General features: G+C 69.4%; 11 protein-coding genes. 4 read left to right on the top strand and 7 right to left on the bottom strand.

Annotation, left to right across the window (positions count from 1 at the left end; genetic code table 11):
* Window positions 1-70: 70 nt before the first annotated feature.
* The 3 genes from ACWF94_RS14865 (at window position 71) to def (ending at window position 3,296) form a co-directional block, all read left to right on the top strand.
* The gene (locus ACWF94_RS14865; protein ID WP_453487759.1) at window positions 71-1,363 is read left to right on the top strand and encodes an HD-GYP domain-containing protein; all 1,293 of its coding nucleotides are present in this window, start codon (window positions 71-73) and stop codon (window positions 1,361-1,363) included.
* 196 nt (window positions 1,364-1,559) lie between these two features.
* Window positions 1,560-2,561 carry a tetratricopeptide repeat protein gene (locus ACWF94_RS14870; RefSeq protein ID WP_453487749.1) on the top strand — a complete coding sequence of 334 codons (1,002 nt, stop codon included), beginning with the start codon at window positions 1,560-1,562 and terminating at the stop codon, window positions 2,559-2,561.
* Between the two features lie 81 nt (window positions 2,562-2,642).
* Complete coding sequence (gene def, locus ACWF94_RS14875) at window positions 2,643-3,296, top strand: peptide deformylase (RefSeq protein ID WP_453487750.1); 654 nt, start codon at window positions 2,643-2,645, stop codon at window positions 3,294-3,296.
* 84 nt (window positions 3,297-3,380) lie between these two features.
* Here def and ACWF94_RS14880 read toward each other — a convergent pair whose 3' ends face one another.
* The 5 genes from ACWF94_RS14880 to ACWF94_RS14900 all read right to left on the bottom strand — a co-directional run bounded on the left by ACWF94_RS14880 (window position 3,381) and on the right by ACWF94_RS14900 (window position 7,284).
* Window positions 3,381-3,749: a hypothetical protein gene (locus tag ACWF94_RS14880; RefSeq protein WP_453487751.1), complete on the bottom strand. Its 369-nt coding sequence runs from the start codon at window positions 3,747-3,749 to the stop codon at window positions 3,381-3,383.
* 126 nt (window positions 3,750-3,875) lie between these two features.
* Complete coding sequence (locus ACWF94_RS14885) at window positions 3,876-5,471, bottom strand: PH domain-containing protein (protein WP_453487752.1); 1,596 nt, start codon at window positions 5,469-5,471, stop codon at window positions 3,876-3,878.
* A gap of 75 nt (window positions 5,472-5,546) precedes the next feature.
* Complete coding sequence (locus tag ACWF94_RS14890; RefSeq protein WP_453487753.1) at window positions 5,547-6,329, bottom strand: DUF2283 domain-containing protein; 783 nt, start codon at window positions 6,327-6,329, stop codon at window positions 5,547-5,549.
* Window positions 6,326-6,694, bottom strand: a complete 369-nt coding sequence (locus ACWF94_RS14895; RefSeq protein WP_453487754.1) for a hypothetical protein — start codon at window positions 6,692-6,694, stop codon at window positions 6,326-6,328. Before ACWF94_RS14895 ends, ACWF94_RS14890 begins: the two co-directional genes overlap by 4 nt.
* Window positions 6,695-6,753: 59 nt before the next feature.
* Window positions 6,754-7,284: a hypothetical protein gene (locus ACWF94_RS14900; protein ID WP_453487755.1), complete on the bottom strand. Its 531-nt coding sequence runs from the start codon at window positions 7,282-7,284 to the stop codon at window positions 6,754-6,756.
* A 344-nt stretch (window positions 7,285-7,628) separates the two neighbouring features.
* On the opposite strand from ACWF94_RS14900, the gene ACWF94_RS14905 reads away from it, so the two are divergent.
* Window positions 7,629-8,006, top strand: coding sequence for a hypothetical protein (locus ACWF94_RS14905; RefSeq protein WP_453487756.1), 378 nt, complete (start codon window positions 7,629-7,631; stop codon window positions 8,004-8,006).
* A gap of 466 nt (window positions 8,007-8,472) precedes the next feature.
* Here ACWF94_RS14905 and ACWF94_RS14910 read toward each other — a convergent pair whose 3' ends face one another.
* Together ACWF94_RS14910 and ACWF94_RS14915 are read right to left on the bottom strand one after the other, a co-directional pair.
* Window positions 8,473-9,135: a hypothetical protein gene (locus ACWF94_RS14910; RefSeq protein WP_453487757.1), complete on the bottom strand. Its 663-nt coding sequence runs from the start codon at window positions 9,133-9,135 to the stop codon at window positions 8,473-8,475.
* Between the two features lie 130 nt (window positions 9,136-9,265).
* Window positions 9,266-15,151: RHS repeat-associated core domain-containing protein (locus ACWF94_RS14915; protein WP_453487758.1), on the bottom strand; the 5,886-nt coding region annotated here is incomplete at its 5' end.

Consider the following 15,151-nt stretch of genomic DNA (forward strand, 5'->3'; position numbering starts at 1 on the left):
CGAGAAGTCCGTCGCGCCCGCGCGCGCGACGCCCGCGACGCCCGCGACGCGCTCTCACCCCGCCGCGCGCATCCCCGCCGCCCGCATCCCCGGCGCCCCCGCCCTCGCGCTCGTCTACGCCGCCGCGGCCGTCCTCGCCGTGAGCGGGCTCGCCCACACCCTCTGGTCCGGCCTGCGGGAGCCCGGCAACGCCATCGCCTTCGGAGCGCTCATAGCGATCGGTGAGATCGCCCGCTGGGGTGCCGTGCGCGGCTCACGGGAGCCCGCGCCGCTCGGAGCGGCGGGAGCACTCGCGTACGCCCTGCTCGGAGAGTGCGGCGGCGAGCTCACCACACACGGCGTCCTCCAGGTCGTGGCGGTCGTCGTCGCGGGTGTGCTCGCCGGGGCCGTACCCCATGTGGCGCGCGGGCGGCCACCGGCGCCGGACCAGGTCGTACGGCGGGTGCTGACCGTCGGCTTCGCCGCCGTCTGTTTCCAGCCGCTCTACAACGCCGGCGGACTGGGCAAGGGAGCCCCGTACGCCCTCTTCATTCTGCTGCTGCTCGTGCTCACCGCCCTGTGCGACGCAGTCCTCGCCGCGGTGATCCTGCGCGCCCGCACCGGCTTCCCCCTCGCACCGCTGCTGCGGGAGGAACTGCGCGCCCTGCTCGGTATCGGCTCGGCCGTCTGCGCCACCGGAGCGGTGATGGCGCTCGCCGTCGCGGTGGCGGGCCTGTGGGCGCTGCCCGTCTTCTGTGTGCCGCTGCTGCTCACCCAGCTCTCCCTGCGCCGGTACGAGGCCGTCCGCACCACCTACCGCCAGACGATCGCCTCCCTCGCCCGGGCCACCGAGATCGCCGGATACACCTCCCCCGGCCATGCCCGCAGGGTCGCGGACCTGAGCTGCGCGGTGGGCCGGGAACTGGGGCTGACCGGGGGCGACCTGGTGATTCTGGAGTACGCGGCGCTGATGCACGACATCGGCCAGCTCTCCCTGGTCGACCCGGTGCCCGAGGGGGCCACCAGTTGGCTCCCGGCCGCCGAACAGCGCCGTATCGCCCTGCTCGGCGCGGCCGTCGTCCGCCAGAGCGGGGTGCCCACCGAGGTCGCGGTCGTCGTGGAGCGCCAGGCCGATCCGTACCCCGACCAGCCGCTGCCTGCCCGGATTGTGCGTACCGTCAACGCATACGACGATCTGACCGGGGGAAACCGAGAAGACGGAGGAAGCATGGGAGGGGCGCTCGCGGCACTTGAGCGGCTGAGGCGCGCGACCGGGCGTGACCATCAGCCGGAGGTGGTGGAGTCCCTCGCCAGGGTGCTGGCGCGGAGCGGAAGGGCCCCGGCAGGCGGTCCGGGCGGTCCCACGCCTGCCTCCGCGGGTTGAATCATGGGGGTCTCGTCCTGCTCCCACCTGGGTAACCCATGGGTAATGAGCCAGCCATTCACCCGGCATGGTTGGATGCGAAAGAGGACACAGAACAGGTGTCGAGACAGGTGCCAGACAGGTGTCGAGACTGGTGTCGTGCGGACACAGAGACAGCGTCCGGGGGAAGTGCCCGAGCAACCGGCAGGCGGGAATCGTGAGGATCTTCGGGAAGGTACGGCATCGGCCCTCCGCCTCGTGGCGGCAGGCCACCGACCGCGCGTTCACGCTGATCGGTGACGGCCGGTACGAGGACGCGGGCGCGCTGCTGACTCGTGCGGCGGACCTGGAGCCCTGGCTCTCGGAGTCCTGGTTCAATCTGGCGCTGCTGCACAAGTTCCGGCACGACTGGGAGCAGGCGCGGGCCGCCGGGCTGCGGGCCGTGGCCCTGCTGGACCGGGAGACCGGTGCCCCCGACTGGTGGAATGTCGGGATCGCGGCGACCGCGCTCCAGGACTGGCCGCTGGCCCGCCGCGCCTGGCAGGCGTACGGACTGCGGGTGCCCGGCGTCCCGACGCGTCTGTCGGCCGGCGCGGGACCGGGCGGTGAGCCGGTCGGGATGGACCTCGGCAGCGCCGCCGTACGGCTGTCGCCCGAGGGCGAGGCCGAGGTGGTGTGGGGGCGCAGACTGGACCCGGCGCGGATAGAGGTCCTGTCGATCCCGCTGCCGTCGTCCGGCCGCCGCTGGGGCGAGGTCGTCCTCCACGACGGTGTGCCGAACGGCGAGCGCACCACATCGGCCGGACCCTCCTACCCCGTCTTCGACGAGATCGAGCTGTGGGCGCCCTCGCCCGTGCCGACGTGGGTGGTGCTGCTGGAGGCCGCCACCGAATCCGACCGGGACGCCCTGGAGAAGCTCGCATCGGACGCGGGCTTCGCCGCCGAGGACTGGTCGTCCTCCGTGCGGCTGCTGTGCCGGTCCTGCTCCGAGAGCCGGATGCCCAGCGCCGAGGGCGAGGGCGAGCACCTCGACCCGCACGACCACAGCGAGCCGGGCCACCCGGGCCCCCTCGGCCACCGCACCGCCGGGGATCTGTGGTCCCCCGAGCGCGAGTGCGGAATCGCCGCCCCCGCCGGTCTGGTGCGGGGACTGCTGGACGGCTGGGTCGCGGACAGCCCGGACACCCGTGAGTGGCGGGATCTCGAAGAAGTCTGCTGATTCCTGCCCGTAGGCTGTACGGACACAGAGTGACCCCCACCGGGCACTCATCCGGGGTACCGAGGAAGGCGTACGGCAGACATGGCGTCGCAGCAGGAGACGGAACAGCAGGTCGACGAGGGTTTCGTCGTGGACGACGAAGGGTTCGTCGTGGACACCGAGGACCCCGAGGCACGTGAACTCGCCCACCGCGAGCGTGGCACCTCGCACCCGATCACGGTCGTCGGCCACCCGGCGCTCCACAAGGAGTGCCGGGACGTCACCGAGTTCGACGACACCCTCGCGACGCTGATCGACGACATGTTCGCCAGCCAGAAGACGGCGGAGGGCGTGGGCCTGGCCGCCAACCAGATCGGGGTCGACCTCAAGGTCTTCGTCTACGACTGCCCGGACGACGACGGCGTACGCCATGTGGGCTACGTCTGCAACCCCGTCCTGGACGAGCTGCCCCCCGAGGACCGCCACCTCGACGACTCCAACGAGGGCTGCCTCTCGGTCCCCACCGCCTATGTCTCCCTCGCCCGCCCCGACTACGCGGTGGTGCGCGGCCAGGACCGCCACGGCAACCCCGTCAAGGTCCGCGGCAGCGGCTACTTCGCCCGCTGCCTCCAGCACGAGACGGACCATCTGTACGGGTATCTGTACATCGACCGCCTCTCCAAGCGCGACCGCAAGGACGCGCTGCGGCAGATGGCGGAGGGGACTCCGCGCTACCCGGTCGTGTCCAACGACTGAGGCGCGCTCGCCGACGACTTCTGGCGTGCCCCGGGCCCGGCAGGCGCCCCGGCGGGACCCCTCGGCTCGGGCCTTGGCGCGTCGTCAGCCGGGCAGCGCCCCGTAGAGCGCGCCGCCGAGGGCCGCCCACGCACCGCCGGTCACGTTCGGCCATCGGGGAGAGTACGCGGCGGCGGTGTAGAGGAGAGCGGTCGCCGCCATCGCCGGCCAGAGTGAGCAGAACAGCGCCGCCCTCAGGGAGAGCCCGCCGACGGTTGACGCGGCGGCGACATAGCCCAGGGCAGCCGCGAGCAGGGCCGCCGGAAACGGTGCCGCGAACGGATGCCAGAGAGCGCGTTCCGCACCGCTCCGCCGCGCCCGGACCGAGAGCCAGCTGGAGACGACGACGGCCGCACCGGCGATCAGGGTCCACAGCGCTGCGGGGACGACCAGGAACGGGGTGACGGCACTCATACGGAACGGTCCTCTCGGGCAGCTCATGGCGTGGCGCCGGTCCTCATCGCGTCGGATCGTCCCTTGGGCATCGGACCGGTCCTGGTGCTCGACCGTGCGGGGGACAGTGTTCCAGGCGGAGCCGGGTCACGGCTCGGGATGCGCGGATTCCGCCGGGGGCGCCGTAACGGGTTCCGCAGAGGTCGCCGCGGGGGATGGCGCTCGGCCCAGCTCGCGGAGGATACGCGTCAAGTCGTCCGGGGCGGCGGCGAGGCGGACCGGTGTGCCCGCGTCGTCGATGTCGGCGATGTGCCAGCCGCCGGGGACGCTGTCGTTGTCGCCGCCCCGGACGCGTCGCACACCCGTGACGGTGAGCCGTCCCACCGGCAGCGGCTTCGCCGCGAACCGGCCGGGGCCGGGGTGGGCCGTCACCGCGGGCGGGCCGCCCCCGAGGACGATGTGGGTGCCGAAGCCGTACGGGTTGTAATCGGTGTGCTCCAGGAAACGGGCGGGCAGGAACACATCCCGCTCCTCCCCGCCGGCTCCATCGGCCGCCGCCGGGGCGCCGGGCAGGCGGGGAGTACGGACGCGGGTGGCACGCCAGGCCCAGGCGAGGAGCACCAGCGTGGCCAGCGAGCCCACGACCGCCCAGGTGACCGTCCCGGCGGTGGCGAACGGCGCCGTCGGGTGCAGATAGCAGAGCGGCAGCAGCCACAGCGCGGTGGCGGCCAGCGCACCCGCGAACGGCAGCGCCGACGGGAGGACCTCGTCGTCGGGCAGCTTGCGCCCGCGCAGGCGCACCAGGACTCGGGCGCCGGGATAGGCCCCGGCGAGGGCGAACGCCGCCGCGACGACCGCCAGGTCCCCGGCGCCGGGGCGGTGCTCGCGCCACACATGGCGCTCTCCGGCGACCTCCCTCACCTTGCCCCGCCAGAGGGTCAGTTCGACGCTGTCGCCCGGCCGGAACCCCTGGGCGGCCTCGCGGGAGACCTCAAGCCGCTCCAGCGGCCGGCGGTCGGCGAAGTACAGCCAACTCGGCTGCTTGGGCCGGTTGGCCTCGGTCCGCGCGATCACGGACGGCGCGGTGGCCAGACACTCCCATCGCTCGTCGGCGGGCGTCGCGGCGGTGCACGGCGTGGCCGCCTGCCACTCCCGCTCGTCCGACGCGGTGTGCGGCACGAACCACGCCGCCGTGCCCGCGCCCCCGAGCAGCAGCACGCACAGCGCCAGCGACCCGGCCCAGCCGCGCCCGGCCGAGCGGTACGAGATCACCGGCAGATGGCTCGACTCCGGCGCTCCGTACTCGCGGTGCAGCGCCCGGAGCGCGTCCAGCGCCGCGTCGAACTCCGGGTCGTCCGGCGACCAGCTCCGTGGCCGCGGCAGGAGCCGCTTCCGCCCGTCACGCAGCACCAGCCCGATCCGGCGGGTCTCCGGGACCCGGTGCGTGTTCGTGTACTTCAGCCGTACGCGCAGATCGGCGACCTCGTCCCACGGCACGTCCAACCGGCGCAGCAGCGTCCGGCACCGCAGCCCGTCCGCGTCGGCGCTCACCCGTACGGTGACCCGATGCAGCGCCACCGCACCCCCCACCGCGAGCAGCCCGCAGACGCCCAGCCACCAGTCCACGCCCCCGTACACCAGGCGTACGGCGGCCACGACGGCCCCGGCCGCCCCGAGCCACACGAAGGACCACAGCGTGCGCTTGAACACCGGGCGGCAGATGACTTTCCGGGCATGGGGCATACCTGGCATCCTGCCATCGGCCGCGCGCCCGCTCGCCGCCGCACCCTCCGTGCGCGGTGCCGTCGGCGGGGCAGCTCAGTGCCGCGGAGGTGCCTGCGCCCCGTGCAGGGCTTCCGGCGGGAGCATGGCGGAGGCTCCGATCACCTCGAACCCGAGGATGACGCCCTCGGCATCGAGATCCACGACGAGTTCTCCCCGGTCCAGTGCCACCTGCACCTGGCGGCGGGCCTGGCCCGGGAGAATCTCGTTCCCCAGGCAGACCATCGCGGCGTCGACTTCCGGGTCGTACTCGATGCCGAAGCGCCCCGATCCTCCATGCCGCGTGGCGAGGGAGGCTGCTCCGGTCGCCCCGCGCCCGGTTGTCTCGGGGGGCGTTCCGACGACCGCTTCGATGCCCCAGTCCTGGCTCATGGCGGTGAGTCCGTGGAAGGCGCGGGAATCGAATGGGTCACGGTGCGACAGCAGCGTATACATGGCCTGCGCACCGCTGTTCAGTTGGACGACACAGTCGGAGGCCCCGATCTCCTCCAACTGCTGGAGGACATGGGCGTTCCACACGTCCGGGTCGGACACGACGAAGTCCCAGCGCCCCGTGACACTGATGCGTTCCAGCTCGCCGGGCATCTGATCGGTTCCGGTATCGGTGTGCTCATCCGTTTCGTCTTCAAGGTCGTCGTTTGGGAACGGACTTCCCCATCCGGATAATTCAAAGATCACGTCGGAGTACTCGCGCACGGCGGCACGTACTTCCTCGAACGCCGCCACCCCTTCTTCGATGGGAACTTCGGGCAGCGACATGACCTGGGCGTGGTGCCGCAGGGCGGAGATGATATTTTCTAGCGTGGGGTCGACGCTCACAGGGATATCCCTTTTTGTTCTCTGCTGGGGACTTGAACGGGTGCTGAGGCGGTCCGTCGGCGGCGGTAGGCAGAGAACGCCTCCGCCAATGACGCGACATAAGCCCGGACATCCGCGGCGACCGTCCCCTCGGGGAGCAGGACGATTGCCCGCTCGACTTCCCGGAACTGACTGTCGACGATTCTGCATCCACCGGGAAACCGACGGTCGTCCAGGCCGAGGATCCCGGTGAGATCGGCTTCCAATTGGGCCACCTCGATCGCCAGTGAACCGTAGTCCTCGCTGGTCCGGAGTTCCGGCCGGGCATCCAACCAGGAACCCACGGGCAGTGCGTTCTCAAGAACCTTCTCGACGCGTTCTTTCATCACTCATCACATCTCCTGCGCTCCGGGTCACGGATGTCCCTGATAGTTCGCGCGCTGTTTCAGTCGTGCGGTACCCCGAAGGTGGGGTAGAGGACCGACGCGGTGACCGCGGCACCGAGCAGCACCGCCCGGGTACCCAGCAGGAAAGCGACGGTACGGATACGGCTACGGGCCGCGTATTCGTTCGAGATCGCTGCCCGGACTGTGTAGTGAACGGCAAATCTCGTCGCGGCGAGCCCCATGGTCAGCGATACCGAGAGCAGGATCAAGCCGTGCACCACGGTCCCCGTCCAGCCGTCGACCGGGAGTACGAGGAAGAGCACTCCTGTCGCCGTACTGATCAAGAACCAGAGGATGCCGCAGCCCTCGGTGAAATTCTCGATGTGACCCCATGCGGCGCTGGACTTGGCCGACAGCGTTCCCGGCCTGGTTCGAACCCGGTTCCACGCCGCGTTCAGTTCCGCCGTGGTCGATCGGCGCGGCGGGTCGGCGAGCCAGCGATTGTCGAGGCGATCGATAACACCGGCCACGAGACTGTCCGCGGCGGTCGCCAGATCGTGGCCGTGGCCGTCCCAGGGGGGAACGCTCATTTGCTGCTCCTCGGAAGTCGGGTGGACCGCAGAGGTGGCCGACCTCCCTATCCGACCCGTTCATTGAAGCTGCCCGACGGCTGTTAGCGGTGCCGCCAGTCGTGCCACTCGCCGTGGGCCGCGTAGGTCCAGTGTGAGACATGACTTCTCACGTTCCCGCGCCGCCCTGCCCGGACTTCCGGGAATCCCTGGGCTCCCTGCCGGGCATGTCGTTGTGTCCTGTCAGATCGTAGGGTGCGCCGAGGGAGCGGTGGGACCCGGTTCCGTTCGCTGTCATCGTGCTGCCGGTGAAGCGCTCGCCCGGCAGGAGGGCTATGAGGGGGGCGGCCTGCGAGACTGGTGCCATGCCGAAGAAGCAGCCACGTGACACCAGTTTCGCGCAGGTCCTCGCCTCATTGGAACCGAGTGGCGCATGGGACGAGTCCGGCACCTACTCGCCGGCGACGGCGGGTGAGTTCGTCGACGAGCACAGCACTCTGTGGACGAAGGTCAGAGGGCCTCTTGATGCCCGACTGGCGGCACGGCTCGTACGGAGTGCGGACCGGATGATCGTGGGAGAGAGCGCGGGCGAAGAACTGTGCGACGTTCCGGACGACGAACGCACCACTCGGTGGTCGGAGATCAGGAAGCGGCTGGACTCGCCTGACCTGGACACATACCAGGCATTCGAGTTCGTCTCCGGGGACGGCGACTCTCTCCTGTATCTGGAGGGGTACTGTTGACGCCCTGTCGCTGAGGCCCAGTCGTCTGACGCCACCACTACTTCGTCGAGCGCATCGCAGGCGTTGCTCGCGTCGGCCAGAACCGCATATACCACCACGTAGTCCGCGACTCGGGCCCTGGCACTCATGCCACCCATGTTCACTCCATCAGTTGCGCATGCAGATGCGGATGGCGAGGCCGCCGCGAGGGGGCCTCGCCATCCAGTCCCTGTGAGGGGAATCGACCGTACTGTTCAGCTTGGCCTCGACGTCCGAGACCACGTCCGTGCCAGCGGTAGTGGATGGTGCCGTACCGACCGTTCTTACGCCACGTCAGGTGGGAATGGCCGCCGTTGCTGCATGGACCGCGAAGCTTGCAGCTGTAGCCCCGCCGCCGCAACCGCTCATGAACCTTTCTGCGCTGCTGATATGCCTTTCTCATACTGGTGAACCACTTGCTGCTTCGAGAACGGCCCTCGTCACGACGTCAGTCTGAGTCGATCTGCCAGGATTCGACGACGGACGCCCGGGGTTCGTCCTGAGGGCCGGTCAGTTCAAGGGGTTCGCCCAGGGGCAGAGGCCCGTCCGCTCTCTTTGTCATGGCGCGGACGCTGACGGTCTCGCCGGGGAAGAGGGCGATCACGGCTGCCTGGGAGGTGAGTGTCTTACGGGTCCGGGAGGAGGCAGAGCCCGCTCCCGGTGTGGTGTCCTCGATGTCGAGGTGGTCGACGAGCTGCCGGTCCACCAGGAATTCGTGGATGCGCATCAGCTCGTAGCCCTCGTCGGCCTGGGGGCGTCCGGTGAACACGTCTGTCTCGGACTCGCTGAACAGTGCCAGCGGCTGACCACGCAGGGCTTCCTCGACCTCCCGCGGGTCGGTCGGCTCGATTCCCAGGAGGCCTCCGCTGATGTGGTCGGCAGCTGACCATGATCCGTCGTCCCCCCGGATCGAGAAGTAGATTTCCTCGGCGACGAGTCCGTCTTTGCGCCGATGCAGAAGCAGGACGAAACCGAGGCTGTCGCGTACGCAGGTGTCCGCGACGATGTCCTGGGTGGCGCTGTCGAGACGCGTGGGTACGGTGATGACGGCAGCCCTGTCCGGAGCGGCTCCGGCCGTCAGAGCGGCGTGGGCGTGGCCTGCGAGATTCATACGCGTCCAGATCCTTGTGCGGAGGTGAGTGTTCGGGGAGTTCTATGGTGCGGGGTGGCCCGCCCGTTTCAGCGGGCCACCCTGAAGGCTTTGCTGCGTCTCCGTAGAGATCAGGACGGGTAGCGGTGCGCTATGTACTGGCTCGGCAGATGGAGGAGACGGCCGTCACGAAGCCATTCCATCCGAAGACTGCGGCATTGCCGTGGGTTACGATCCTCGTCCCTGGCTTCACCTGGATGTTGTAGTGGACCAGCCATTGCTTCTTCCACGGCGTGTACCAGCTGCCCTTGCCCTGGAGTTTGGACATCTTCTTCTTGCCCGGCCTGGTTCCCCAGGTTTCTCCATAAGTGGCATTGTTGGACAGGTATCGGTTGGCGAAGCCCTTGATGTGGACCTCGACGTAGTATCCGATGTAGCGATGACCGCCGGACTTGGTGAGGCCGCCGCCCCTGCGCCTGGTGATGATCTGCAGGTTGTGGCCGTTGGTCTTATGGACTTTCCCGCAGTTGGCGATGAGGCCGGTGGTGTCGGAGCTGTTGCACGGGTCGGCATTCGCGTAGTCATAGGCGTTCGCGGAGCCGCCGGGAACAGGATCGCTTTGGAGGAACCGGCCGAGGACGGAATCGTAGAGGCGCACACCCATGAGAGTGAGCCCGGTCAGCGTCTCGGTGGAGCGTTGTTTGGTACCGAGCCAGGCGTAACGGGTGGGTGTCTGACCGGTACGCGGTTTTCCGTGCTCGTCGGAGTCGAGTGCTCTCGCAGGCGTGGCCGGGTTCAGGGGGAGCTGGAGCGCGATGTCGCCGTGAAGGTTCGCGAGTTGGAGGACGACATTCCCTGTCGCCGCGCTGGTCGCGGTGAGACCTCCGGCGGCGGAAACGATGTTACGGGTCACCGCGCCGGTCATGGTGTCCTCCACCACCCACCGGGGGGTGTCGGTGTCACTGTCGTAGTGGTTGTGTTTGGACGCGGTTTGGGTCCAGGTGGTTCCGGATCCGGTCTCCACGGTCCAGGACCGTACGCGCAGTTCCGCATCGCGCTGCCAGGTCTGGCGTGCGTTGTTGACGGTCTGCCGGTGCACGAGGTCGTTGGCGTAGTAGGAGAGGGTGCCGTGACCCGGAGCGGTGGTGGTACGGCCGAACGCGTCGTAGGTGTAGCCGGTGTCGGTGAGACGGTCGGCGCTGTCGTAGTTGTGGTTGGTGGTGGTGCCCGCGGTGCTGGGGCAGTCCGCGCCGGGGCTGCCGGAGGTCGTGGTCTGTGCGGTGCGGGTGCTGCGGGCCCCGAAGGTATAGGTACGGCGCGTGCAGATGGTATCGGCGGTGTCGTCGACCGCGGCCAGGCGTCCTAAGGCGTCGTACCGGTAGGTCTGGTCGGACCAGCCCGAGTGGGATGTTACCTGGCCGTGGACGGATTCGCTGACGGCGTCGGTGAGGACCACGGTTCCATCGCTTGTCCGGGTGTAGGTACGCGCACGGGGCGAGCCCGTGGTGTCGTTCTCCTGGGCCATGGTGTAGCCCCCGGGCAGCTTCTCGCTGATGACGGTGCCGCCCGCGTCGTAGACGGTTTCGAAGTCACCGGCGACGGAGTCGGTCAGCTTCGTGACCATGCCACGGGGCTCGACGGTGTGGTTGTAGGTGTAGGTGACCGTCGAGGGGACGGAGTCGGAGGCCTGGGTGATCCGGTTGAGCAGGTCGTAGCGGAGCTGGGTTGTGCCGCCGTCGGCGTCGGCGTAGGAGATCTGACGGCCGAGCCTGTCGAATTCCTTCACGAGGGTGCCACCCGTGGTCGAGGTGGTCTGGGTGGCTTCGCCCGTGGTGGCGTCGTAGTGCGTGGTGGTCTCAGGCAGTGCCTGGCCGGTGCCTCCGGTCATAGCGACGGTGGTCGGTCGGCCGGCGCCGTCGGAGGTCGTGCTGGTGTGCCGGGTAACGCCTCCGGCGGATTCCGAGACCTTGGCAGGGTTGCCCCACCGGTTGTACTCGGTCGTGGTGGTCGCCAGTGCCGACGGGTTGCTGCCGCCGCCGGTGATGGCTCCGCCGGGTGCCGTCTGGCAGGGAAGGTCGGCCCACTCCGGGCGCCCGGAACAGTTGCCCATGCCGGTGGCGGACCAGTAGGCGGTCACGCGCGTGGTGGCCGACGTCGCGGTACCGCCGGGGCGGATGTCCTTGGTCACACGGCCCTGCGCGTCATATTCGGTGATCGTGGTGGCGGCGAGGCCGTCGGGATCCTGGATAGTCTGGGTCGGGAGGCCACGTTCCCAGTCGTAGACGGTCCGCGTTTCGCGGGTCTCGGCATGGACGGTGGGGTGATCGCGGACCTGGGCCCCGGTGATGGTGCTGGTGAGCTGGTCCTTGACGGTGGCCGTTCCGTTGGTCGGGCGTCCCGTGTCATAGGTGTTCACGGTCCGTGAACGGGCCACTACCGATGTGCCGGAGGAGACGAGCGCAGTGCCGCCGGAGGTGAGATCGCTGGTCAGGTCGATCCGTGCCAGCGGGCCGAGTTCCTCCAAGTGGCGGGTTCCGGTGGCGTTGTAGAGCGACCGGGTGGACAGCAGGTCGGCGCGCTCGGCCCCGGGGAGGTCCGCGATGCCCAGATCGGCCAGGACCGCCCGTTCGTCGGCGGTCGCGCCGAGTGCCAGGGCGCGGTTGGCTGCACTGAGCTCCCGGACGGTGTTGCCGAACCGGTCGGTGTCCGCCGCCGAGACATGGCCGCCGGGCATAGCTGTGTTGACCTGGTGTCCGGAGACGCCCAGATACTGAATGGTGGCCCGGGTGTAGTCGGCCGCGCTGAGGCTGCTGCCCGTGTGCGAAGCGGGTACGGAGTCGGCGGGGAATATCGCCGTCGCGTCGGTGGGCCCGTCCGACTGGCCCCAGGTTTTGACGTCGTTCGGTCCCATGGCGTGGGGAGCGGAGGTTCCTGTGAGCGGTACGTCGTAGACAAGGCTTGTGACCGCCTCGCCTTGCACGGTCGCCGCGGTGCCCGGTTGGAGGCCGGGACGTGAGACCCGCAGCAGCATCCCCGGGCCCGCGGTGGCGGCGTTGCCCGCCTGGCCGTAGACGAAGGTCCAGGGCAACTGGCCGGGCGGGGTCAGCTCTGTGACACGTCCCGCGCTGTCATAGGCGTATTCGGTGGCCAGCGGCGGGGCGATCTGTGGATTCCAGGTGCGCCGCAGCCGTCCGGACGTGTCGTACTGGTACGTCTGGACGGATGTCGCGGTAGCTGCTGCCGCTCCGGGGGAAGTGGACCACAGCAGGATCTCCCGGACCTGGCCGGTGATGTCGCCATGGGTGACCGTTGTGGCCGTGGTGGAGGTGGCATAGACGAACTCAAGGACACGGCAGCCTTGCGTCGCGGGAGTCTGCGCGCAGGTGCTCGATGTAGCTGCCGAGGTGGGAGCGACGATCCTCTTGGGACGTGCCTTGACCTGGCCGGCCTCCGTGACGGTCTCGGAGACCACCGTGGTGGTGGAGTTGCTGCGGCCGTCGAGGCGGGTCGTAGAGACCTGCCAGGTGGTCGCGGCGGCATCGAGTTTGGAGAAGTCAGTGACCGTTCCCTCGGTATCGGTCAGCGTGAACGAGCCTGTTGTCGTGCCATGCAGGGTGAGCTTTCCCGCGCTCGGTTCCGGAATCCAGGCAGTCTGACCCGCGTTCGCCGTGAAGTGGATGGCTTCGCCCTGATTGCTGATCACGTCGACGGCGGTGCTGGAGATCTTGCGGATGTGGGAGAAGTCTCCGTCGGTGGACTCGGCGACGGTTCCGGATGTCCACTCGTCACCGAAGATCGCCACCTGCCCCTCCTGCGCTCCGGAGGACGGGACCCGGGAGGAGGAGGAGCGTGTGACAGACAGTCCGAAGTACGATGCCTCGGGCTCGGAGAGGGTGAAGTCGCCGGTGAGAAGGTTCACCGAGCCCGGCCCGATCAACTGGGGCGCAGCGCCGGGAGCATGCCGGTCGACGACCACGGTGTGCGGTTCGGTGTTCCCGGTCGCGCTGCCTGGTCCGGTAAATCCGGCCTTGATCTGAATCGTGCCGTCCCGTGTGACCGTGTCGGTGGCGTTCCACACCAGGCGGGCGTTCTTTCCGGCGGCCAGCGCAACGGGCCAGGAGGTCAGTGCGGTGCCTGAGGCGGTGACGTCACCGGGAGGTATCGGGGTCCAGGAGTCGGCTTCGGCTCGGCGCCAGGAGAACGTGACGGCGTCGTACTTCGACGCGTCGGCTTCGGCGACGAGCGCCAGTCGGCGGGCGGTGCGCTCGCCCTCGGCGGGCTGGACGAAGCCGCCGGGGCCGGCGTGGAAGGTGTAGTCGAGGGGCTCGGACTTGTTGTCGGCCTTGTCGACGGAGCGGACGTGGAGGGTGTGGGTGCCGTCCTTGGGCGGGGTGACCGTGATCGGTTTGGCGGTAGCGGAGCCTCCGGTGGCGACCTTGGTCCAGGTGATGCCGTCGAGGGACCATTCGAGCCAGTTGTGGTCGGCGGCGGGCGGGGTGACGGTGAAGACGCCGGGCTGGCCCGCGCCCTTGACCCACTGCCCGGCCGGATAGTCCGTGGAGGTGATCCCGGTGGGTGCGGAGGGGGCGGTGGTGTCGACGGTGAAGGTCTTCCAGGCCGACCAGCCGAGGTTGTAGTGCGTGCCGTCGTAGGGGGAGGTACGGAACTGGTACGTCTTGCCGTTGGTGAGCACCCCGGCGGGCACGGTCACGGCCGCGGTCTTCCCTGAGGGCACGTACGGCGAGACGATGACGCTGCCGACCTGGGTGTTGGTGACCGAGTCGAAGATCTGGAAGGTGCCGTTGACCTTGTCGCCGTTGGGGTCGACGAAGGTGTCCCGCAGGGTGGGGGTCAGGGTGTTCACGGTGTACGCGCCGCCGTAGGAGAAGTACGGCGGGCCCGCCTCCTGCTTGGTGCCGGTCCGCGGCCGGTAGTTGTACGTCACCGTCAGCTTCGGCGGGTGCGAAGTGGCGTTGGCGGAGTTGACCCGCTTCCACTCGGCGACCGGTGTCTCGCTGGTGGCGCGCAGGCCCATATGCCCTCGGGTGGCCTTCGCGGAGGCCCACTCCTGCACCAGGGTGTGCACATCCGCGTCGATCCACCCGTCGGGGGCCGCCGCACAGCCGGGGTTGCCCCGCGTCTGGGTGGAGGTGGCCTTCTTCGCCGTCCACGCGGGCTGCGCGGTCCAGCGCGACGCGGTGGACGCGGCGCCGGTGGACCACACCTCCCACGGGTGCGGAAGGCAGTCGGTGTTGCCGGAGTGGAAGTTCCACAGCGACAGATGTGCGCTGGTCACCAGCGCGTCCTGGATGGGCGTGGTGTTCCAGGAGATGAACGAACGCGCGGTACGGGCGGTGCCGTCGGGGTTCTGGGTCCCGGGGTTCCCGAGGTCGAGTTCGGTGTCGGTCGACAGATCGACTGTTTCGCCGTGCTGGACGTAGGTGTCGAAGACGTTGCCCAGCGCGGAGGTGGAGGGGTCCACCGTGACCGGGTACCTGGTCTTCGGGTCGGCGAGGAATCCCGCGTCCGGGGTGACGACGAGATCGACCGACCCGCCGCGCTGGACGACCTTCATCGCGACCCTGGCCTGCCGGGTGTGCTCACCCGAGACGGCGTCGACGGTGGCGTCCCACATTTTTGGCGCGGGCATGACAGCTGATTGCTTGTTCTTACGGTCGGTGAACAGCACACTGCCGTCCGCCCGCTGCTTCACCTTCAGGCCCTTCGCCCGCAGCGGCAGCGTGTAGGTGTAGTCGGCGGCCGGCTTCCGGTTGATCTCGACGTACTGCTCGAACCCGGTACGGGTGGCCTCCACGACCACATCCGCGCCCGGCAGCGCGTCGGGGTACTCGGCCCGGGTCCCCGCCAGCCTCGGCGCGGGGAGTCCGCCCTTCCACTGGAGGGTGATCTGCCGGTCGCCCTCGCCCAGGGTCACCAGGTCCGTGGCGCTGGCCGACTGTGCGGCCCTGAGGGATGCGGCCGGAGTGCCCGTCCGGCCCGCCAGTCGCAGGCCCCGGGGGTGCGCCTTCGGCGCCAC

It is taken from the genome of Streptomyces sp. NPDC055078 (genome assembly GCF_053607985.1).

Bases quoted from the DNA above. Each gene is read 5' to 3' on its own strand.
- def (WP_453487750.1), top strand. From the start codon at position 2,643: ATGGCGTCGCAGCAGGAGACGGAACAGCAGGTCGACGAGGGTTTCGTC.
- ACWF94_RS14880 (WP_453487751.1), bottom strand. From the start codon at position 3,749: ATGAGTGCCGTCACCCCGTTCCTGGTCGTCCCCGCAGCGCTGTGGACC.
- ACWF94_RS14885 (WP_453487752.1), bottom strand. From the start codon at position 5,471: ATGCCCCATGCCCGGAAAGTCATCTGCCGCCCGGTGTTCAAGCGCACG.
- ACWF94_RS14895 (WP_453487754.1), bottom strand. From the start codon at position 6,694: ATGAAAGAACGCGTCGAGAAGGTTCTTGAGAACGCACTGCCCGTGGGT.
- ACWF94_RS14900 (WP_453487755.1), bottom strand. From the start codon at position 7,284: ATGAGCGTTCCCCCCTGGGACGGCCACGGCCACGATCTGGCGACCGCC.
- ACWF94_RS14905 (WP_453487756.1), top strand. From the start codon at position 7,629: ATGCCGAAGAAGCAGCCACGTGACACCAGTTTCGCGCAGGTCCTCGCC.
- ACWF94_RS14910 (WP_453487757.1), bottom strand. From the start codon at position 9,135: ATGAATCTCGCAGGCCACGCCCACGCCGCTCTGACGGCCGGAGCCGCT.